The organism is Streptomyces sp. NPDC030183 (assembly GCF_055573455.1).
The window spans coordinates 124,605-146,267 of record NZ_JBVIBK010000018.1 but is presented as its reverse complement, the minus strand read 5'-3'; the positions used below and the strand labels follow the sequence as shown (position 1 = coordinate 146,267).

18 protein-coding genes are annotated in these 21,663 nt (G+C 71.1%); 14 read left to right on the top strand and 4 right to left on the bottom strand.

What is annotated here, in order from left to right:
- Positions 1–35: 35 nt before the first annotated feature.
- Positions 36–779, bottom strand: coding sequence for an IclR family transcriptional regulator (locus tag ACZ4Z2_RS22600; RefSeq protein ID WP_468078491.1), 744 nt, complete (start codon positions 777–779; stop codon positions 36–38).
- 280 nt (positions 780–1,059) lie between these two features.
- Positions 1,060–1,806, bottom strand: coding sequence for an IclR family transcriptional regulator (locus ACZ4Z2_RS22595; RefSeq protein ID WP_468078490.1), 747 nt, complete (start codon positions 1,804–1,806; stop codon positions 1,060–1,062).
- Between the two features lie 281 nt (positions 1,807–2,087).
- Between ACZ4Z2_RS22595 and solA the strand changes: the two genes are divergently transcribed.
- From solA to ACZ4Z2_RS22525, 14 genes are all read left to right on the top strand, one after another.
- Positions 2,088–3,224, top strand: coding sequence for an N-methyl-L-tryptophan oxidase (gene solA, locus ACZ4Z2_RS22590; protein ID WP_468078436.1), 1,137 nt, complete (start codon positions 2,088–2,090; stop codon positions 3,222–3,224).
- Between the two features lie 18 nt (positions 3,225–3,242).
- Complete coding sequence (locus tag ACZ4Z2_RS22585; RefSeq protein ID WP_468078435.1) at positions 3,243–4,214, top strand: succinylglutamate desuccinylase/aspartoacylase family protein; 972 nt, start codon at positions 3,243–3,245, stop codon at positions 4,212–4,214.
- 119 nt (positions 4,215–4,333) lie between these two features.
- Positions 4,334–5,437 (top strand): ABC transporter substrate-binding protein, encoded by a 1,104-nt coding sequence (locus tag ACZ4Z2_RS22580; RefSeq protein ID WP_468078434.1) that lies wholly within the window; start codon positions 4,334–4,336, stop codon positions 5,435–5,437.
- A complete protein-coding gene (locus ACZ4Z2_RS22575; protein WP_468078433.1) occupies positions 5,430–6,569 on the top strand; it encodes an ABC transporter ATP-binding protein in 1,140 nt (379 codons plus the stop codon). Before ACZ4Z2_RS22580 ends, ACZ4Z2_RS22575 begins: the two co-directional genes overlap by 8 nt.
- A 3-nt stretch (positions 6,570–6,572) precedes the next feature.
- A complete protein-coding gene (locus ACZ4Z2_RS22570; protein WP_468078432.1) occupies positions 6,573–7,469 on the top strand; it encodes an ABC transporter permease in 897 nt (298 codons plus the stop codon).
- Positions 7,466–8,332, top strand: a complete 867-nt coding sequence (locus ACZ4Z2_RS22565) for an ABC transporter permease (protein ID WP_468078431.1) — start codon at positions 7,466–7,468, stop codon at positions 8,330–8,332. The genes ACZ4Z2_RS22570 and ACZ4Z2_RS22565 overlap by 4 nt, the downstream gene beginning before the upstream one ends.
- Positions 8,329–9,711 (top strand): aminotransferase class III-fold pyridoxal phosphate-dependent enzyme, encoded by a 1,383-nt coding sequence (locus ACZ4Z2_RS22560; protein WP_468078430.1) that lies wholly within the window; start codon positions 8,329–8,331, stop codon positions 9,709–9,711. The genes ACZ4Z2_RS22565 and ACZ4Z2_RS22560 overlap by 4 nt, the downstream gene beginning before the upstream one ends.
- 23 nt (positions 9,712–9,734) lie before the next feature.
- A complete protein-coding gene (locus ACZ4Z2_RS22555) occupies positions 9,735–10,688 on the top strand; it encodes a succinylglutamate desuccinylase/aspartoacylase family protein (protein ID WP_468078429.1) in 954 nt (317 codons plus the stop codon).
- Positions 10,685–12,145 carry an aldehyde dehydrogenase family protein gene (locus ACZ4Z2_RS22550; RefSeq protein WP_468078428.1) on the top strand — a complete coding sequence of 487 codons (1,461 nt, stop codon included), beginning with the start codon at positions 10,685–10,687 and terminating at the stop codon, positions 12,143–12,145. Before ACZ4Z2_RS22555 ends, ACZ4Z2_RS22550 begins: the two co-directional genes overlap by 4 nt.
- A complete protein-coding gene (locus tag ACZ4Z2_RS22545; RefSeq protein ID WP_468078427.1) occupies positions 12,142–13,080 on the top strand; it encodes an aldo/keto reductase in 939 nt (312 codons plus the stop codon). The genes ACZ4Z2_RS22550 and ACZ4Z2_RS22545 overlap by 4 nt, the downstream gene beginning before the upstream one ends.
- A 45-nt stretch (positions 13,081–13,125) precedes the next feature.
- Complete coding sequence (locus ACZ4Z2_RS22540; RefSeq protein WP_468078426.1) at positions 13,126–13,791, top strand: haloacid dehalogenase type II; 666 nt, start codon at positions 13,126–13,128, stop codon at positions 13,789–13,791.
- 49 nt (positions 13,792–13,840) lie between these two features.
- Positions 13,841–15,124, top strand: coding sequence for an NAD(P)/FAD-dependent oxidoreductase (locus ACZ4Z2_RS22535; protein WP_468078425.1), 1,284 nt, complete (start codon positions 13,841–13,843; stop codon positions 15,122–15,124).
- Positions 15,125–15,283: 159 nt separating this feature from the next.
- Complete coding sequence (gene aspA / locus ACZ4Z2_RS22530) at positions 15,284–16,693, top strand: aspartate ammonia-lyase (protein WP_468078424.1); 1,410 nt, start codon at positions 15,284–15,286, stop codon at positions 16,691–16,693.
- Between the two features lie 36 nt (positions 16,694–16,729).
- Positions 16,730–17,464, top strand: a complete 735-nt coding sequence (locus ACZ4Z2_RS22525) for an SDR family NAD(P)-dependent oxidoreductase (protein WP_468078423.1) — start codon at positions 16,730–16,732, stop codon at positions 17,462–17,464.
- Positions 17,465–17,512: 48 nt separating this feature from the next.
- Here the strand turns inward: ACZ4Z2_RS22525 and ACZ4Z2_RS22520 are convergent, their stop codons facing one another.
- Together ACZ4Z2_RS22520 and ACZ4Z2_RS22515 are read right to left on the bottom strand one after the other, a co-directional pair.
- Positions 17,513–20,338: a SpoIIE family protein phosphatase gene (locus ACZ4Z2_RS22520; RefSeq protein ID WP_468078422.1), complete on the bottom strand. Its 2,826-nt coding sequence runs from the start codon at positions 20,336–20,338 to the stop codon at positions 17,513–17,515.
- An 81-nt stretch (positions 20,339–20,419) separates the two neighbouring features.
- Entirely contained in the window at positions 20,420–21,514 is a 1,095-nt protein-coding gene (locus ACZ4Z2_RS22515) for an ABC transporter substrate-binding protein (protein ID WP_468078421.1), read from the bottom strand.
- Positions 21,515–21,663 lie beyond the last annotated feature (149 nt).

Sequence of the window (21,663 nt, the reverse complement as noted above, 5' to 3'; positions counted from 1 at the left end):
GGGCCGGGACCCGGGTCCCGGCCCCGTACGGCTCCTCAGCGCAGGTGGCGGGCGGTGATCTCCGCCGCGGTGTCGGTCACCAGCCGTCCCAGCTCGGGAAGCCGGCCCGCGTCGAAGCGGGAGGCGGGCAGGGAGACGGCCACGGCCGCCAGCGGGACGCCGTCACCGTCCAGGACGGGAGCGGCGATGGCACAGACACCCTGGAGGTACTGGTTGTGGTTGACGGCGTAGCCGCGGTCCTTGACGCGGCGCAGCTCCGCGCGCAGTTCCCCGGCGTCGGTGATGGTCTCCTCGCCGTACCCCTCGAACCCGCCCGTCGCGAGCTCGTCGACATCGGCCGGGGGCAGATGGGCGAGGACCGCGTGCCCGGCGGCCGTGGCGTGCAGCGGCGAGGTGTCGCCGATGGCGTGGAAGGTGCGTACGGCGTGGTCGCAGTCGACGCGGTCGACCACGACCATGCCCTGGAGGGCGTCGGGCACCGAGAGGTGGATGGTCTCGTTGAGCGTGTCCCGGAGACGGATCATCGGGTCGCGGGCAGCGGCGAACAGGCTGGAGCCCTGCAGCGCAGCCGGTCGTACGGCGAGGACCCGTGCCCCGATCTCCCAGCGGGTGGTGTCCCTGCGATGCGCACGCAGCCAGCCGGCCTCGTTGAGAGTGAGCAGGGTGCGTTGCACGGTGGACTTCGGCAGGCCGAAGAGCTTCGTCAACTCCCCTACTGTGACCGGCTGATGCCGGGCGACCGCCTCCAGGATGCGCAGCGACCTGGTGACGCTCTTCATCTCCATCCGGTGCCCCCTCAGGTCGGTGAGGTCGTCGTGTCCATGTCCTGACCCCCTTCCGGGGTCCACTCAAGATCGTGCCGGATTCTAGCATGGCGTTCCACATTATGGCACGCGCACGCGTCGGCTGTCCGAGGTTCGGGTCGGCGCCGACGGGAGAGCGGGAATCCGGTGCCCTCGCGGCGATGGGCAGCGATGGCCCCGACCAGGCCATACCGTGCCGCGAGATGCGATCGCCCTGCGCCCGGCTCCCCCGGCCGGGCGCAGGGCGGTGGCTGTGTCAGACGCCCAGGCGGCGTCGCGCGATCTCCGCGGTCGTCTCGGTGACGAGCCGGCCCCACTCGGGGGTCCGCTCGGCGTCGTAACGGGAGTCGGGCATGGAGATGGCCACGGAGGCGAGCGGCGTGCCGTCCTCGTCCAGGACGGGCGCGGCGACGGCGCAGACGCCGGGCCGGAACTGGTTGTCGTTGACCGCGTACCCCTGGGTGCGGATCCGGTCCAGCTCGGCGCGCAGCTCGGCGGGGTCGATCGGGGTCGTGTCGCTGAAGCGCTCCAGGCCGCCCGCGAGGAGCTCCTCGACGTCCTGCTCGGGCAGGTGGGCGAGGATGGCGCGGCCCACGGCGGTCGCGTGCAGCGGCGAGAGGTCGCCGATCGCGTGGAAGGTGCGCACGGCGTGTGCGCAGTCGACGCGGTCGACCACGACCATGCCGTCCAGCGCGTCGGGCACCGACAGGTGGATCGTCTCGTTCACCTGGTCCCGCAGGCGCACCATGGGCTCGCGGGCGGCGGCGAACAGGCTGGAGCCCTGCAGCGCCGCCGGTCGTACGGCGAGGACGCGCGCCCCGATCTCCCAGCGGGTCGTGTCCTTGCGGCTGGCCCGCAGCCAGCCGGCCTCGGCCAGCGTGACCAGCGTGCGCTGCACGGTGGACTTCGGCAGGCCGAAGAGCTTCGTCAACTCCCCCACGGTCACCGGCTGATGCTGCGCGACGGCCTCCAGGATGCGCAGCGACCTGGTGACGCTCTTCATTTCCATCCGATTTCCCCCCGTTAATCCTCGGAATTTTCTGTGAACACCCTCTTGACTCCCCTTCGCGCCACTGTCATTGTCTGTGCCAGATTCTAGCACAGCGTTCCACATTGTGGCACGGCTCTCCAGATGAAAGCCCGAGGGCGAGCCGGAGCGACTCCGAGAAGCGGACGGATGCGGGCCGTGGGTCCAGGAGGACCAGCCCCCGTCCAAACCCACTCGAATCGAACATCCTCGCGTCGAGGCCAGCATGCGCCTCGATGGTACGAAAGGAAAGTCCTGTGTCTGCTGCCAGGAAGCGGGTCGCCGTCGTCGGCGTCGGAACGATGGGCAGCCAGGCCGCCTGGCGGCTGGCCGCCCGCGGCGCCGAAGTCGTCGGATACGACCGTTACGCCCCCGGCCACGACCGCAGCGCCGCCGGCGGCGAGTCCCGGATCTTCCGCAGCGCGCACTTCGAGGACTCCCGGTACGTCCCGCTGCTCAAGCACGCCGACACCCTCTGGGAGCAGCTCCAGCAGGAGACCGGCCGCGAACTGCGCCGCCTGACCGGATGCCTGCTCATGGGACCGACCGAGCACCAGCAAATGGCCACCGTCCTCGAGTCCATCGCCGAGCACGACCTCGACCACGAGGTGCTTGACGGCGAGGCCCTCGCCAAGCGGTTCCCGCAGTACCGGCTGGAGGAAGGCGACGCGGCCGTACTCGACCGCCGCGCCGGGTTCATCCGCCCCGAACTGACCATCCAGACCGCTGCCCGCCGGGCCGAGCAGCTGGGTGCCGTCATCCACCGCTACACCACGGTCCGTGAGATCGTCCCCGTCGCGAACGGTGTCGAGATCCGCACCGACGCCGGCACCGAGCGCTTCGACAGCGCCGTCGTCACCCCCGGCCCCTGGGTCAACGACCTGCTGCCCGACCTGCCGTGGGAGGTGGACGTCCGCCGCCTCGTCAGCGCCTGGTTCGTGCCCACCACCGACGCCTGGTTCGGTGAGGAACGCCCCGCGTTCATCCGCACCGCGCCCACCCACTGCTACGGCCTGCCCTCCCCGGACGGGGTGTCGGTCAAGCTCGGCCTGTCCCAGGCTCTGCACAAGCCCGCGGGCGACCCCAACCAGTTGGACCGGACGGTGCAGCCGGAGGAGCTGGAGATCTTCGCCGAGCTGATCGGCCGTCATATGCCGGACCTGCACCCCGACCCGACGCGCCTGTCCGTCTACATGGAGGGCTACACCGACAGCAGCCGCCCGCTCGTCGGCCCGCTGCCCGGCGCCGAGAACGTCGTCCTGCTCGCCGGGTTCTCCGGCCACGGCTTCAAGCTCTCGCCCGCCTTCGGCGACATCGCCGCCGACCTCGCGCTGGACGGCACCTCCGCCCAGCCCATCGACTTCCTGTCCACCGTCGACCGCGCCGCGGCCTGAGTCCGAACGAGGTAAACCATGACTCTGACCATCAGTACGCTCCGGGCGGAGCCCGGCCGGAAGACCCGCGGGAGCCTGCCCGCCGACCTCGGCACCACCACCGTGGAGGTGCCCGTGATCCTCATCAACGGATCGCGTCCCGGCCCCCGCGTCGTCATCACCGGAGGCGTCCACGGCGGCGAGTTCATCGGCGTCGACGCCACCACCCGCCTGGCCGGACTGCTGGAGCCGGACGACATCGCCGGCCAGGTGGTGATCTGCCCGGTGTCCAACCCTCCGGCCGTCTACGGCGGCAGGCTCAACATCTCCCCGCTGGACGGCGTGAACATCAACCGCGTCTTCCCCGGCGACCCGGACGGCGGCCCCACCGACCGGATGGCTGCCTGGCTGTTCGAGCACCTCATCGACGGCGCCGACTTCTACGTGGACCTGCACAGCGGCGGCATCGACCAGCACCTGCTCGACTTCGTCGGCTACCGCCTGACCGGCGACCCCGAACTCGACGCGAAGAACAGGGCCCTGGCCCACGCGGTCGGCTACGAGCGGGTCGTCTTCGGCACCACCCCCGAGGGCGGCAACAGCCACGCCGCCGCCAACCGGCGGGGGATCCCCGCGGTCCTGGTGGAGACCGGGCAGCTCGGCGACCGCGAACCCGCCACCGTCGACCGGCTGCTCGACGCCCTGTACCGGGTCCTGCACCACCTCGGCGTCGTCGAGGCGTCGGAGCGGGTGAAGCCGCCGACCGCCCGGCCGCGCGACTGGATGTGGACCGGCGAGGCGGCCTCCGAGACCACCGGCCTGTGGTACCCGGACGCGATCACCGGCGACGAGGTGACCGAAGGACAGACCATCGGCCGCATCGTCGACCCCGTCGACGGCACCGAACACAAGGTCACCGCCAACGCCACCGGAACGATCATCTACGGCATGAACGGGCTCACCGTCCGCCCCGGCACCGAACTCGCCGCCATCGCCACCCCGCACAACTGACCGGCCGGCGGCAACGGCTGCCCTTCGACCGGCCCACGGACCGCGTGTCCGCCCACAAACTCCACCCCCCCAACTCTCCCGAGCTGGTCCCCCATTGCGCTACTTCCAGGAGATTTGTCATGAGTAATCCCATGATCGGTCGCAGAGCGCTCCTGCGCGGAGCAGGCGGTCTGGCCGCCCTCGCCGCTCTCCCGTCCCTCTCCGCCTGCGGCACCGGCACCAGCCGGGTTTCGTCGGGCAGCGGCAAGGGCGGCGGCAAGACGGTGGTCGTCCGTGACAGCGGCGGTTCCTACGGCGCGGCTCTGCAGAAGGCGATCTACACGCCGTTCACGCGGGAGACCGGTATCCAGGTGAAGGTGCTGAACCTGGACGACGCCCCGCTGCTGGCGCAGATCAAGCAGGGCCGCCCGCAGTGCGACCTCATCAACAACTCGATGATGTCCCACCTCAAGTACCTGGGCCAGAACGCCCTGGAGATGCTGGACCACGACCGGATCAAGAGCGTGAAGAGCGCGAAGATCCCCGCCGCCCAGGTCACCGACCATGCCATCGGCAGCAGCTTCTACGGCCAGTGCATCGCGTACCGCACGGACGCCTTCGGCGGCCGCAAGCCCGAGTCGTGGGCGGACTTCTTCGACACCAAGGCGTTCAAGGGCGGCCGCGCGATGTGCAGCCCCGACGGCGACCTGCCCGAGCTGGAGTTCGCGCTGCTGGCCGACGGCGTCCCGATGGACAAGCTCTACCCGCTGGACGTCGACCGCGCCTTCAAGGTGCTGACCCGACTGCGGGGCGACATCAAGAAGTTCTGGGACAGTGGCCCGCTCCCCGGCGTGCTCCTCAGCCGCCAGGAAGTGACGATGTCCACCGTGTGGGACGGCCGGATCGCCGACCTGGAGAAGCAGGGCGTCCCGGTCACCAGGCAGCTGAACGGCATGCGCCGCCAGTTCCAGGGCTACGCCATCGCCAAGGGCGCGGCGAACGTGGACGCCGCCTACCTGTTGATGGACTTCTCGCTGCGGGCGGAGAGCCAGGCGAACCTGGCGAAGGCGTTCCCGTCGAACCCCTCCTCGCCGCTGGCCTACGCCAAGCTCACCGAGGACGAGCGCAACGCGCTCGCGGGTGCGCCGAAGTACTACGACAAGGGTTTCGACACGGATGTCGACTGGTGGCTGAAGAACGAGTCGGCCGTCACCAAGCGCTGGTTGGAGTGGGCTCGTGGCTGATTTCGGTGTCGCCGCACCGTCGGTGAAGGTGGCCGGCGCCAAGCCGGCCACCGCGAGTGGCAAGGCGCTGTCGGTGGTGGCTCTGCGCAAGACCTACGGCGATGTCGTCGCCGTGGACGAGGCGTCGATGGAGATCGCGGCGGGGGAGTTCGTCACCTTCCTCGGCTCCTCGGGCTCGGGCAAGACCACGACGTTGATGATGATCGCCGGTTTCTGCGAGCCGGACTCCGGGACCATCACCGTGGGCGGCCGGGATGTGACGAGGCTGGCGCCGCAGAAGCGGGGGCTGGGCTTCGTCTTCCAGCAGTACCTGCTCTTCCCGCACATGACCGTGAGTGAGAATGTCGCGTTTCCGTTGACGCTGCGGGGTGTGCCGAAGGACGAGATCCGTCGGCGGGTGGGGGAGACGCTGGAGATCGCGGGCCTGTCGGGGTTCGGCGGTCGTAAGCCGCGTGAGTTGTCCGGTGGGCAGCAGCAGCGTGTGGCGTTGTGCCGGGCGCTGGTCTACCGCCCGCCGGTCATCCTCATGGACGAACCGCTCGGCGCCCTGGACAAGAAGCTCCGTGACCAGCTCCAGATCGAGATCAAGTCCATCCAGCAGGAACTCGGCCTGACCGTCATCTATGTGACACACGATCAGGAAGAGGCGCTGGTCATGTCGGACCGGATCGCGGTGATGCGCAACGGTCTGATCGAGCAGTTCGACACCCCCCGCGAGCTGTTCGAACGGCCCAGGACCCCGTTCGTCGCGGACTTCCTCGGCGCGGCGAACTTCCTGCCCGGCCGAGTGGAGAAGCAGGACGGCGAGCACACCCTGGTCCGCCTGGACAACTCCGGTGGGCTGGTCAAGGCCCGCCGTCACCAGCTGGCCCCCGGCACCCAGGTGAAGGTCGCGGTGCAGCCGGGCCGGCTGCGGGCCAGCGCCGCCGACGACGGCTTCTGTACCGGCACGGTCGAGACCGCCACCTACGTCGGCACCCTGGTCCGCGCCGGCGTCCGCATCGACGGCGGTCAGGGACCGCTGGTGCGCCTGGAGGTCCCGGCCGGCCGCGGCCCGGTGGCCGGTGAGCGGGTCGGGATCACCGCCGACCCCGAGGACGTCAACCTCTTCCCCGAAGAAAAGGCAGGGTGAGCCATGGCTGCCACCCTCGCCGCGGGGGCACCCGCCCGCCCGCGCAAACTGCTGGCCTCGCGCCGGACCCGGGCCGGGATCCTCTACGCCCTGCCCGTGGTCGTGTATCTGCTGGTGCTGTTCGTCTACCCGATCTTCAGCACGCTCCTGCTGAGCCTGAAGGACGCGGACGGATCGTTCACGCTGCACTGGTACGCCGACGCCCTGACCGGCGTGAACCTGTCGGTGCTGTTCACCACCTTGCGGATCTCCGCCGAGACGGCGGTGCTGAGCCTGGTGTTCGGGTTCGTCCTGGCGCAGGCGATCACCCGTCTGAAGCCGATGTGGGCGGGTCTGGCGATGCTGGTCGTGGTCGTGCCGCACTTCGTCTCCGCGCTGGTACGCACCTACGGCTGGATCATCATGCTCGGCGACAAGGGCCTGGTGAACGAGACCCTGACCGCCATGTCCATCCCCGGCGCCCCCTTCCAGCTCCTCTACAACGAACTCGGCGTCGTCATCGGCACCACCTCGATGATGCTCCCCTACACGGTGCTGCTGCTGTACGGGGTCATGCGGGGCGTGGACCGCCGCCTCCTCGCGGCGGCCGCGAGCATGGGCGCGAACCGCGTGACGATCTTCCGCCGCGTCTACCTGCCCCTGGTCGCCCCCGGCCTGGCCAGTGCCGGACTGCTCAGCTTCATCCTCTCGCTGGGCTACTACATCACCCCGGCCCTGATGGGCGGACCCAACCAGACGATGATCGCCACCCTCATCAACCAGCAGGTCACCAAGGAGAACCAGTGGAACGGGGCCGCCGCGCAAGGCGTCATCCTGCTGGTCCTGACCCTGGCCGGACTGCTGCTGGTGAAGGTCGTCAGCTCTCTGGGGGCCAGCCGTAGGCGGAGGAACGGATCATGATGGAGCTGCGCAAGACCCTCACCGGCCGGATCGCCCTGACCGCGGTCGCCACCGTGATCCTGCTGTTCCTGGCCCTGCCCATCGTCGTCATCCTCGTCACCTCCTTCAGCAACAACGCCTTCGCCTCCTTCCCCCCCGAGGCATGGACGCTGAACTGGTACAAGGCCCTGTTCGCCGACGGCAGCAAATGGCCCGCCGCGCTCTCGCTGTCCGCCCTGGTCGCCGCCCTGAGCACCGTCTTCTCCCTCATCATCGGCGTCACCGCCGCCACCGCCCTGGTCCGCAGCGAACTCCCGCTGCGATCAGCGGTCTTCGCGCTGGTCCTCGGCCCCCTGCTCATCCCGCAGATCGTCACCGCGCTCGGACTGTTCCTGCTGTTCGAACCCGCCGCGATGCTCGGCAGCCCCATCGCCATCGCGCTCGGTCACACCGTGCTGGCCTCACCCATCGCGGTCCTCATCCTGATCGCCACCCTGCGCGGCATCGACGAACGCCTGGAGGACGCCGCCGCCAGCATGGGCGCCGGCCGCCTCACCATCGCCCGGAAGATCACCTTCCCGCTGGCCGCACCCGGCATGATCGCAGCCGCGATCTTCTCCTTCATCACCAGCTTCGACGAGTTCTACATCTCCCAGTTCCTCTCCTCCGTCGACACCGTCACCCTCCCGGTGCAGGTCTACAACTCCCTCACCTTCGAGATCGACCCCAGCGTCACCGCCGTCAGCGCCATCCTCATCGCCTTCGCCATCCTCGCGCTCGGCCTGGTCGCCCTGGTCCGCTGGCTCGGCTCCGGACGACAAGACTCCCTCCTCTCCGTGGAGAACACCGTCGGCGTCGCCAACCCCGGAGGTGAAGCCGTATGAATACCGCCGCCGCTCAGCCGATCGCGGCCACCGCTCAGCGGCACCTGCTGCTGAACATGACCGCCAACGGATCGCTCGGCGCCGAGGGGGACGACCTCCTCGTCGTCCGGCGCGGGGAGGGCCCGTACGTCGACGACACGGACGGCAGGCGCTACATCGACGGCCTGTCGGGGCTGTACTGCTGCCAACTCGGCTACTCCTACGGCCCCGAGTTCGCGGAGGCCGCCGAACGGCAGCTGCGCGAGCTGTGCTACAGCCCGCTGTGGACCGGTTCCGCGCACCCGACGGCGATCGAACTCGCCGAGCGGCTGTCCCGGATCGCCCCCGTCGACATCGAGCACACCTTCTTCTCGAGCGGCGGCGCCGAAGCCGTCGAGACCGCCTGGAAGATCGCCCGCCGCTACCACGCCCTGCGCGGGGAACCGGGCCGGGTCAAGGCGATCGCCCGGCGCGGCGCCTACCACGGGCTGACCGTCGGCACCCTGTCGTTCACCGACGACCCCGGCCTCACGGAGCCGTACGGGCCGCCGGCGATCGACACCCGCTTCGTGTCCAACACCAGCCGCTTCGGCCTGGCGCCGGAGTTCGCGGACGACGAGGTGTGGACGGCCTGGCTCCTCGCCGAGCTGGAGGCGACGATCCTGGCCGAGGGCCCGGAGACCGTCGCGATGCTCATCGCCGAACCCGTGCAGAACCGGGGCGGCTGCATCACACCGCCCCGGGGCTACTGGCAGGGACTGCGGGCGCTGGCCGACCGCTACGGGTTCCTGCTCGTCGCCGACGAGGTGATCACGGGATTCGGCCGGCTCGGGGAATGGTTCGGCGGCGACCGCTACGACGCCCGCCCGGACATGGTCACCGTCGCCAAGGGCATCACCTCCGGATACGCCCCCCTGGGCGCGACCCTCGTCGGTACGAAGGTCACCGACGTCATCAACCGGCCCGGCGCGGTCCTCAACCACGGCTACACCTTCGCCGGGCACCCGCTGAGCGCGGCCATTGCCCTGCGCAACCTGGAGATCCTGGAACGGGACCGCGTCCTGGACAACGTGCGCGCCCTCCAGGGCGACCTCGCCGAGCGCATGGCGGCCCTCAAGGACCTGCCGATCGTAGGCGACGTCCGTGGCACCGGGTTCTTCCACTCCTGCGAACTCGTCGGCGACCTCGACGACGGCGGCTTCAGCGACCTGGCCCGTGCCGATCTCATCGCCGACCTGATCCCGCGCCGGCTCCGCGAGGCCGGTCTCCTCGCCCGTGTCTACAACCGCTCCGCCCCGCTGGTCCAGATCGCGCCCCCGCTGATCAGCGACCGCGCGGTCCTCGACCGTATCGCCGCGATCATCGCGGGCGTCCTCGCCGAGGCGTCGGCCCGCATCTGATCCACATCCTGGAAAGGATCCCCATGTACTCCATCGGTCCCCTGACCGTCGCCCCGGGCGAACGCGCCCAGGGCCTGATCCCCGTCGGCACCAGCAGCTACGGCGTCGAACTCGGCATTCCGCTGATCGTCGTCAACGGCGCCCAGGACGGCCCCGTCCTGTGTGTGGACGCGGGCGTGCACGGCGACGAGTACGACGGGCAGGAGGCCATCCGGCGCGTGCTCGCCGAGCTGGACCCGGCCACCCTGCGCGGCACCGTCGTCGGCATCCCCTGCCTGAACACCCCCGCCTTCGAGGCCGCCGCCCGCGCCAGCGGCATCGACCACCTCAACCTCAACCGCATCTTCCCCGGCGACCCCGAGGGCTCGTACTCGCAGCGGCTGGCCGCCACCTTCGTCGAGCAGGTCGTCCCCGCCGTCGACGCCGTCGTCGACCTGCACACCGGTGGCGCCTACGGCGAGATCGCCCCGCTCGTCATCCTCCAGGGCGGCTACGAGGACCTCGCAACCGACCTCGCCCTCGCGGCCGGGCACGAGCTGGTGTGGAAGGGCGGCAAGTGGGGCGGCACCGTCCGCCACCCCGTCCTCGAGGCCGGCAAGCCCGCCATCACCATCGAGTGCGGCGGCGCCACCTACCGCGAGGCCAACGTCGAGCACCACATGAACTCGATCCGCAACATCCTGCGCAGCCTCGGCCTGACCGACGGCGAGCCGGAACTGCGGGACACCTACACGACCGTCTCCGGGACCTTCGCCCGCTCCGCCGCCGGCGGCTTCTTCGTCGCGCACGCCGAGCCGGGGGAGACCTGCAAGGAAGGCGACCTGATCGCCACCATCACCGACCACTACGGCACCACGCTGGAGGAGGTCCGCGCGCCGCAGGAGGGCATCGTGCTCTGGGTGCGCCGCATCCGCACCGTCCGCCCCGGCGACGAGGTCGTCATCTTCGGCGAGGTCCTGGGGGAGATACGGCCATGAGCACCTCACTTCAGCTGACCGAACTGCTCATCGACGGCAAGCAGGTCCCCGCCGCCGACGGCCGCTCCTTCACCGTCCTCGACCCGTCGAACGGCACGGCGATCGCCCAGGTGGCGCTGGGTGGCAAGGCGGACGTGGACCAGGCGGTGGCCGCCGCCCGCACGGCCTTCACCTCCCCCGAGTGGGCCGGGCTGCGGGCCGCCGACCGCGGCCGGATCCTGTACCGGATCGCGGAGGCCATCCGCTACCAGGGCGAGCGACTGGCCCGGCTGGAGAGCCAGGACGTCGGCAAGCCGCTCCGCCAGGCTCAGAACGACGTCGAGGCGGCGGCCCGCTACTTCGAGTTCTACGCGGGCGTCGCCGACAAGCTCGGCGGCTCGACGGTCCCGCTCGGACCGGGTCTGCTCGACTACACCGTGCGCGAGCCGATCGGTGTCTCCGGCCAGATCATCCCGTTCAACTACCCGCTCCAGAACACCGCGCGGGGCTCCGCCCCCGCCCTGGCCGCGGGCTGCACGGTGGTGCTCAAGCCGTCACCGGAGGCACCGCTCACCCCGCTGGAGATCGGCAGGATCGCCCTGGAGTGCGGTCTTCCCCCGGGTGTGCTGAACGTGGTTCCCGGTGACGGTGAGACCGGCGCGGCCCTCGCCGGGCACCCGGACATCGACCAGGTCACCTTCACCGGCTCGGTGCCCACCGGCATCAAGGTCGCCCAGGCCGCCGCCGCCAACGTGGTGCCGTCCGTCACCGAGCTGGGCGGCAAGTCCCCGGTCGTCGTCTTCGCCGACGCCGACTTCGACGCGGCCCTCGGCGCCGTCGCCGCCTCCGCGTTCGGCAACGCCGGACAGACCTGCTCGGCCGGTACCCGGCTGCTGCTCCAGCGCGGCGCCGAGGAGTTCCTGGAGAAGCTGGTCGCGCACGCCGACTCCCTCAGCGTCGGCCCCGGACTCAGCGACCCGGACGTCGGCCCCCTCGTCGCCGCACGGCAGCGCGACCGGGTCCTCGGCTACCTGGAACTGGCGCGCGAGGAGGGCGCCGTGGCACGGGCCGGCGGTGGCGCCCCCACCGACCCCGAGCTGGCCGACGGGTACTACGTCCGGCCGACCGTCCTGACCGGCGTGGACAACCAGGCCCGGTGCGCCCGCGAGGAGATCTTCGGCCCCGTCGTCACGGTCATCGAGTTCGACGACGCGGCCGAGGCCCTGGAGATCGCCAACGACAGCCCGTACGGCCTCGCCTCCTACGTCTGGACACGCGACATCGACAAGGCGATGCGCCTCGCCGAGGGCATCCGGGCCGGCCAGGTCTACGTCAACGCCACCGGCGTCGGCACCGGCGTCGAACTCCCCTTCGGCGGCTACAAGCACAGCGGCTGGGGCCGGGAGAAGGGCCTCGAAGGACTGGCGAGCTACCTGCAGACCAAGAACGTCTGCATCGGGTTCGGGCACCGGTCATGAGATACCGCACGCTCGGTGAGCGCGGGCCGACCGTCTCGGTGGTCGGCGTGGGCGGCAACAACATCGGCAGCCGCCTCGACGAGGACGGCACGAAGGCCGTCGTCCACGCCGCCCTCGACGCCGGGATCACCCTCTTCGACACCGCCGACATGTACGGCGGTGCCGGGGACCGGGGTGGCCTCCGCGGCGACGGCGAACGGCTCCTGGGCGCCGCCCTCAAGGGGCGCCGCGACGAGGTGGTGCTGGCCACCAAGTTCGGCATGGCGATGGGCCGCGACGCGGACCTGTACGGTCCGCGCGGCGCCCGCGCCTACATCCGGTACGCGGTGGAGGCGTCGCTGACCCGGCTCGGCACCGACCGGATCGACCTGTACCAGTACCACGAGCCGGACGGCGTCACCCCGCTGGACGAGACGGTCGCCGCGCTGACGGAACTGGTCGACGAGGGCAAGATCCTGCACGTCGGCTGCTCCAACCTCCCCGCCGAGCGGCTCACGGACGCCTTCGTGTCCACCCAGGCGTGCTACCACCTCCTCGACCGCGGCGCCGAACAGGACGTGATCCCGGCCTGTCTGCGCCACGGCCTCGCCCTGCTGCCGTACTACCCGCTGGCCAACGGCCTGCTCAGCGGGAAGTACCGGCGCGGTGAGCGGCCCCCGCCCGGCAGCCGCCTGTCCTGGCGGCAGGGCTGGCTCACCGACGCGGCCCTCGACCGCGTCGAGGCGCTCACCGCGTACGGCGCCGCCCGCGGCCTGACCCTTCTCCAGGTCGCGATCGGCGCCCTGGCGGCCCTGCCCGCCGTCGGCTCCGTCATCTGCGGCGCCATGACCCCCGAGCAGGTCACCGCCAACGCGGCGGCCGCCGACTGGATACCGAGCCCGGCCGACCTGGCCGAGCTGGACGCGATCGTCGCCCCCGGCGAACGCGTCGTCTGAAGCCCCCACTCCCCGAAGAATCCCCGCGAGATGAGGCTGAACACCATGCGAGAGATCGTCACCTTCGACGCCTACGCGACCTTGATCAACTTCGAGCTGGCCCCCACGACCCTGAAGGTCCTGGAGGACCGGCTGGACCTGGACAACCTGAATGTCGACGAGTTCCTCGACGACTTCCGCGTCATGCGCTTCCAGGCCGTCCTGGAGGCCTACCGCCCCTACCACGAGATCCTGCACTCCAGCCTGCGCAACGCCATGCGCCTGCACGGTCTGGAGTACCGCAAGTCCGACGGTGACGCCCTGGTCGAGGCCGTCCCCACCTTCGGGCCCTTCCCCGAGGTCCCGGACGCCCTGCGCGCCCTGAAGTCCCGCTACGAGATCGCGATCATCTCCAACACCGACGACAACCTGATCGCGCGGAACGTGGAGAACATCGGCGTCGAGTTCGACTACGTCATCACCGCCCAGCAGGCCGGCGCCTACAAGCCGGACCGCCAGACCTTCGAATACGCCTTCAAGACCATGGGCGTCGAACCCTCCCAGGTCATCCACACCGCGCAGGGCTGGGAGTACGACCACATACCCACCCGCGACCTGGGCCTGAAGCGCCGCGTGTGGATCAACCGCTACGGCCACCCCGGCAGCGCCGACTACCAGCCCTACGACGAGCTGCCCGACCTGTCGGGCCTGCCGAAGCTCCTCGGCTGCTGACCGAGGGCCGACGGCGAAACAGGACCGAGAACAGGACAGGACGCACGCCATGAAGCAGATCCCCTACTGGCTGGACACAGCTCCCGCCCGACCCGACCGTTCCGGAAAGGACCTGCCCGACGAGGCGGACGTGGTGGTGATCGGCGGCGGCCTCACCGGCCTGTCCACCGCGTACCACACCGCCCGCAAGGGCGCCCGGGTCGTCCTCGTCGAGAAGGACCAGGTCGGCGCGGGCGCCTCCGGGCGCAACGGCAGCATGTGCACCCAGGGCATCACCATCAGCCCCGCCGAGGCGCGCAAGCGCTTCGGCCAGGAGCGGGCCCTGGAGCTGTACAACGCCTTCCGCGAGGCCGTCGACGTCGTCGAGGAACTCACCAGGACCGAGGACATCGACTGCGACTTCCACCGGGCCGGGCGCCTCGGCGCCGTCTGCAAGCCCGGTCACTTCGACGGCCTGCGGGCCAAGCAGCGTGACCTGGCCGACAACTTCGGCCACGAGACGATCGTCCTCAGCAGGAGCGAACTCCGCGCCGAACTCGGCACGGACTACTACCACGGCGCCCTGCTCGACCCCGACAGCGCCGCCCTGCACGTGGGCAAGTTCGTCGGCGGCCTCGCGGACGCCGCCGAGCGCGCCGGCGCCGAGATCCACGAGCGCAACGCCGCCACCGGCCTCACCCGCCTGCCCGGCGGCGGCTTCGTGGTGGAGACCCTGCACGGCACCATCCGCGCCAAGCAGGTCATGGCGGCGACGGACGCCTACACCGACAAGTCGATGCCGTGGTTCCGCAAGCGGCTCATCAACGTCGGCAGCTTCATCATCGTCACCGAGCCGCTGGGGGAGGCACGCGCCAAGGAACTCATCCCCAACGGCCGTCTGCTGGTCGCCCACAAGAACGTCGGCCACTACGTCCGGCTCACCCCCGACAACCGCCTCGCCTTCGGCGGCCGGGCCCGCTTCGCGCCCTCCAACCCGGCCTCCGACGTCAAGAGCGGTGACATCCTCAAGCGGGAGATGACCGAGATCTTCCCGCAGCTGGCGGGGGTGCGCATCGACTACGTGTGGGGCGGCATGGTCGGTTTCTCCTGGGACCGCATTCCGCACGCGGGCGAGGCCAACGGCCTGTACTACTCCATGGGTTACTGCGGACACGGTGTCCAGATGGCCACGTACATGGGTCGCGCCGTCGCCGAGATGATGGACGGCAGGCCGGAGGCCAACCCGCTGCGCGGCTTCGGATTCCCGAAGGTCCCCGTCCCCTTCTACAACGGCACCGCCTGGTTCCTGCCGTTCGGCGGCGCCTACTACAAGGCGAAGGACCGCCTGCTCTGAGCGGGCGCCGACACCGGTGACACCACGGGGGCCTCGCGCGCGGCGACGCGCGAGGCCCCCGCGCACCCCGGACACCTCCGCGCCCCCCTGGACATCGCCATCGCCGTGGACATCCCCATGTCACCTCTGGACGCCCCTTGAGAGAAGGCCCGTGCACCCATGACCGCCGCCACCCGTAGCGAGCACGATCTCCTCGGCGACCGGGATGTTCCCGCCGACGCGTACTGGGGTGTCCACACCCTGCGCGCCACGGAGAACTTCCCGATCACCGGCATGCCGATCTCGGCGTACCCGCATCTGATCGAGGCGCTGGCCGCGGTGAAGGAGGCAGCGGCCCGCGCGAACGAGGAACTGGGCCTGCTCGCCCCCGAGAAGGCCGCCGCCATCGTCGCCGCGTGCCGGGAGATCCGCGAGGGCAAGCTGCACGACCAGTTCGTGGTGGACGTCGTCCAGGGCGGCGCGGGCACCTCGACCAACATGAACGCCAACGAGGTCGTCGCCAACCGGGCGCTGGAGCTGCTCGGCCACGCCAAGGGCCGGTACGCGTTCCTGCACCCCAACGAGGACGTCAACCTCGGCCAGTCCACCAACGACGTCTACCCGACCGCCGTCAAGATCGCGACCGTCTACGCGGTACGGGGCCTGCTCAAGGCCATGGCCGTGCTCCAGGACTCGTTCGCCCGCAAGGCGGTCGAGTTCCGTGACGTGCTCAAGATGGGCCGTACACAGTTGCAGGACGCGGTCCCCATGACGCTCGGGCAGGAGTTCTCCGCCTTCGCCGTGATGATCGAGGAGGACCGGTCCCGACTCGCCGAGGCCGTGGAGTTGATCCATGAGATCAACCTGGGTGCCACGGCCATCGGCACCGGTCTCAACGCGCCCGCCGGGTACGCGGAGTCCGCGCGCCGTCATCTCGCGGACATCACGGGGCTGCCGCTGGTGACGGCCGCCAACCTGGTCGAGGCGACGCAGGACTGCGGGGCGTTCGTTCAGATGTCGGGCGTGCTCAAGCGGATCGCGGTGAAGCTCTCCAAGAGCTGCAACGACCTGCGGCTGCTGTCGTCCGGGCCGCGCGCCGGCCTGAACGAGATCAACCTGCCTCCGGTGCAGGCGGGTTCGTCGATCATGCCGGGCAAGGTCAACCCGGTGATCCCCGAGGTCGTCAACCAGGTCGCCTTCGAGGTGATCGGCAACGACGTCACCATCACCATGGCCGCCGAGGCCGGCCAGCTCCAGCTCAACGCCTTCGAACCGATCATCCTGCACTCCCTGTCGGAGTCCATCACCCACCTGAGCAACGCGTGTGTGACGCTGGCCGAGCGCTGCGTCGACGGCATCACCGCCAACACCGAGGCGCTGCGCGCGGCGGTGGAGAACTCCATCGGCCTGGTCACCGCCCTCAACCCGCACATCGGGTACACGGCGGCCACCGACATCGCCAAGGAGGCCCTCGCCACCGGCCGCGGTGTCGCCGAACTCGTGCTGGAGAAGCGGTTGCTGCCCGCCGAGACTCTCGCCGACCTGTTGCGCCCGGAGGCCGTGGCCGGCCGGGGCCAGGTGCTGGCCTGACGGCCGCCGGCACTCCTACGACCGTTGGAAGGACCCATGAGACTGCGGGACGTCAATGCCGTGATCACCGGAGCGTCGAGCGGGATCGGGCAGGCGGTCGCCTCCCACTTCCGCCGTGAGGGCGCCACCCTCCTGCTGACCGGGCGGCGGCCCGAGCCGCCCGAACGCCATCCGGACGCCCTCTACTTGGCGGGAGACCTGAACGACGAGGAGTTCGTCGTCGATCTCGCCGCCCGCGCGCGGGATCACCTGGGCGACGTGGACGTGGTCGTCCTCTGCCACGGCCTCCAGCGGTCCGGCCCGCTCGCGGAGACTTCGTACGAGGCCGCACGCGACGTGCTCGACGCCAACCTTCTCAGCGCGTTCCTCGTCATGAAGCACCTGATGCCGCTGGCTCCCGAGCGGGGGTCGTCGATGGTGTGCGTCAGCTCCCGTCTCGGCATGGTCGGCATGCCGAACCAGACCCTGTACTCCGCCGCCAAGGGCGGCCTCATCGCGCTGGCCCGGGGTGCCGCCGTCGAATGGGCGGACCGCGGCATCCGCGTCAACGTCGTCGCGCCCGGTCTGACCATGACGCCGGTCATCGAGGCGTCCATCCAGCGGCGCCCCGACCCCGCCGCCTACCGGCGCTCCCGGGAGGACTCCATACCGATGGGCCGGCTCGCCACCCCCGAGGAGGTCGCCGACGCCGTCCTCTTCCTCGCCTCCCCGGAGTCGTCCTACATCACGGGCGCCGTGCTGCCGGTGGACGGCGGCTACACCGCCTTCTGAGCCCGCACCAGACCCGCCCTTCGGCCCCGAAGCCGGGCGCGAGCGTCGTCACCAGCCCGTGTCGTCCCACTGGTCCAGCAGGGTCTCGGCCAGGTCGTCGTCGGGCTCGGGCAGGCCGCCGTGGAGGGACTGCTCCGTCCAGATCACCTTCCCGCGGGCCAGGTACCGGGTGCCCCACCCCTGCGTGAACTGGGCCACCAGGAACAGCCCCCGCCCGCCCTCGTCGGTGTCGGCGGCCCGGCGCAGATGCGGAGAGGTACTGCTGCCGTCGGCGACCTCGCAGATGAGGCTGTCGCCGTCGCGCAGGAGCCGCAGCCGCCTCGGGGCGCTGCCGTAGCGGATGGCGTTGGTGACCAGCTCGCTGATCACCAGCTCGGTGGAGAACGCGAACTCCTCCAGCCCCCACTCCGCCAGCCGGCGGGCGACCTGGGCCCGGATCCCGGCGACGGCGGCGGGCTCCGCGGGGATGTCCCAGTCGGCGACCTGGGACGGGTCGAGCAGCCTGGACCGGGCGACGAGCAGGGCGATGTCGTCGCTCGGGCGCGCCGGCAGCAGGGCGTCGAGCACCGCCCGGCAGGTCTCCTCCGGTGTCCGGTCCGGCCCCGCCAGCGCGTCGTGCAGCAACGCGAGACCGGTGTCGATGTCCCGGCCGCGGTCCTCGATCAGCCCGTCCGTGTACAGGACCAGCCGCGAGCCCTCGGGCAGGGTGTACTCGGCGTTCTCGAAGGGCTGGCCGCCGCCGAGGCCCAGCGGCGGGGAGCCCGGCACCGGCATCCGTTCGACCGTGCCGTCGGGGTGCACCAGGGCCGGTTCCGGATGCCCGGACCGGGCCAGGGAACACCGCCCGGCGACCGGGTCGTAGATGGCGTACAGGCAGGTCGCTCCCGTGATTCCCTCACCGTCGCCGCTCTCCTCGCCGTCGACCCGGGTGACCAGCTCGTCGAGACGTCTGATCAGCTCGTCCGCGGCCAGGTCGAGGGACGAGAACGTGCGCACGGCGGTCCGCAGCCGGCCCATGGTGGCCGCGGCGTGCAGACCGTGCCCGACCACGTCGCCCACCACCAGCGCCACCCGTGCCCCGGGCAGGGGGATGACGTCGAACCAGTCGCCGCCGACTCCGGCCCGGGCGGGCAGATAGCGGTGGGCGACCTCGACGGCGGACCGCTCGGGCAGGGAACGCGGCAGGAGGCTGCGCTGCAGGGCCACGGCCATGGCGTGCTCGCGCGTGTAGCGGCGCGCGTTGTCGATGGCGACCGCGGCCCGGGCGGCCAGCTCCTCGGCGAAGGCCAGGTCCTCCTCCTCGAACGCGTCCTGCTCCGCGCGCCAGAAGCTGACCATGCCCAGCACGACACCGCGGGCCTGGAGCGGCACGGTGATCAAGGAGTGGAGTCCGGAGTCCATGATGCGCCGGGCCCGTTCGGGATCCTGGACGCGCCAGTCGTGGGAGGCGGTCAGGTCGGCGACGAGGACGGGCCGGCCCTGCTGGGCGCTGACGGCGACCGGGTTCTCGGGCGCGAAGCGGATGAGGTCCCCCGCACGGAAGAGCGGCCAGGACGACCCCTGGGCTCCGCACAGCGCCGTGCGGCGCAGCTCGGGACTCGGTCCGACCGGCTCCTCACCCTCCAGCACCGGATCCTGGAGGTCGACCGTGGCCACGTCGGCGAAGCCGGGGACCGCCACCTCGGCCAGCTCCTCGGTGGTGCGCACCACGTCCAGCGTGGTGCCGATCCGCACGCCCCCCTCGTACAGCAGCCGCAGCCGCTCCCTGGCCACGGCCGCCCGGCCCGCCAGGGCCTGGAGTTCCGTGGTGTCCCGCAGCGTGGCCACCCGGCCCCGTCCGCCGCCCTCCGGGTCGACGGGCCGGATGTTGACCGCCAGCAGGTGGTCGCCGGCCAGGTGGACCTCGTCGGTGACCACCCGGCCGGAGGCCAGCAGAGCGGCAGTGCCCGCTTCCAGGCCCAGGGCGGTGACCTGGCGCTGCTCCGCGTCCGCGGGCAGGTCCAGCAGGCGCCGTGCCTCGTCGTTGGCGAGGAGCAGCCGCCCGTCACCGTCGATGATCAGCACCCCCTCCCGCACCGCGTGCAGCACCGCGTCGTGGTGCTCGTACATCCGCGTCATCTCGGCCGGCCCCAGTCCGCGGGTCTGCCGGCGCAGCCGCCGCGACACCAGCGCGCTGCCGCCGGTGACGAGCGCGAGCGCACCGCCGACGGACCCGAGCAGGATCGGCATCTGACGCCGGACCACGGCGTTGACGTTCTTGACCGTGACCCCGACCGACACCAGACCGACGATGTTCCGTCCGCCCGTGTCGAAGACGGGGACCGTGGACTCCACGGCGAGCCCGAGGCTGCCCTCGATGTCCTGGGTGAAGGGCCGGCCGGCGGCCGCCTCCTTGCGCAGGGCGAAGACGTGCTCCCCGATCAGACCCGGGTCGGGGTGCGTCCAGCGGTAGCCGCGCGGATCGATCGCGACGACGAAGTCGACGCCGGTCAGCTCACGGGTCTCCTCCGCACGCGGCTGCAGCACGGCGGTGGGGTCGGCGGACTTCATGGCCTCGACCGTTCCCGGGGCACGCGCGAAGGCCTGGGCGACGCCCAGCGACACTCTGCGGGCCTCCTCCGTGCTCGACGTGCGGGCCTGGAGGACGAGCGCCACGCCCGCCGCGGCCGCGAACAGGACCACCAGCACCAGCTGCCACAGGAACACCTGACCCGCGACGCTGCGCGCGCTCAGCACGGAACGCGCGCGGGTCCCGGGCGGCCGGGTGGGCGACCTGCGTGACCGGTCCGGGTGTTCGGGCGGGGGCGCGGCAGCCGCCGTACGGGAACGACGACCGCCGGGCCGGTCGGTCGACCGGTCGAAGATGCTGGTCATGTCCACGGGATGTCCTTCCCGGTGCCCGGCGGGAGCCGGCGGTGCCGAGAGACGGTGTCGATCCGCCCCTGTGCCGTGTCCTCAGGACCGCACCCACTCCTGCCAGCGCTTGATCACGGCTTCCTTGTTCTCGACCCACCAGCCGATGTCCAGGTCGAAACCGGTGTAGAGGTGCTCCGGGGAGCTGGCCAGGTCCGCGGCGGCCCTGGGCAGGTACTTGTACGCGGCCGGCACCACCGGGCCCATGGGATAGAGCTCGGCGAGGGCGGCCTGCACCTCGGGGCGCAGGGCGAAGTCGATGAGCCGGTAGGCGGCGTCCGGGTGCCGGGCGCCGTGGGGGATGCCGTAGCCGTTGCTCTGCCGGCGGGCGCCGTTCCACTGGTAGGCGAGCGGGGCGCCCCGCTGGATGAGGTGGTTCGGGCGGCCGTGCCAGACCGTGGTGGCGGCGACCTGCCGCCGCTCCAGCAGCAGCCCCGGCGAGGCGCCGTCGCCCCAGAACCGGCGGACGGCGCCCTTGATCGTGTCCAGGGCCGCGAAGGCGCGGTCGACGTCGAGGGGATAGAGCCGGTCGGCGGCCACACCGTCGGCGAGGAGGGCGAACTCCAACTCGGGCGGGCCGCCCTCGGGGCTCTGCAGGGCCCGGCTGCCGGGGAAGACCCGGGTGTCCCAGAAGTCGGCCCAGGTCTCCGGTGCCCTCCCGCCGAACGCGTCGGTGCGGTACACCATGACGCTGGCCCAGTAGTTCTTGCCGACGCCGTGCGAGGTGAGCAGGGACTCGGCGATGCCGGCGTCGCGGGTGTTCTCCAGCCGGTCGTAGTCGATCTCTTGAGTGGCGTCGTCCTTCTCGAAGAGGGCCAGCGCGCTCATGTCGATGTCGATGAGGTCGAAGTGGGGGCCCTCCCGGATCTGGGAGAGGATCTCCGCGTAGGTCGGGACGTGGACCACGTCGACGCGGATGCCGGTCTCCTTGCTGAACGGCTCGTACACGGCCTTGCGGTGCGCCTCGCCGTAGGCGCCGCCGATGTCGCGGACGACCACGGTCCTGCTGTTCCCGGCTCCGCCGGAGTTCCGGGCGGTGGGGGGCCCGCACGCGGTGGCCGACAGGGCGGCGGCGCCCGCCGAGACGGCGCCGACGCCCCGCAGGAACGATCTTCGGTCGGTTCCGACGTCCTTCACCGTGTGCCTCCTGCGAAGCCGGGTGCGGTGCCCGCGGGACGGGACTGTTGGCGGGACGCCGCCGACGTTCGCGGCTGGGACGCGAGCCGGATCACGAGTCGGCCGGGGCGACGTGAGCCCGGTCACGTCATGGTACGGCCACCGACCTC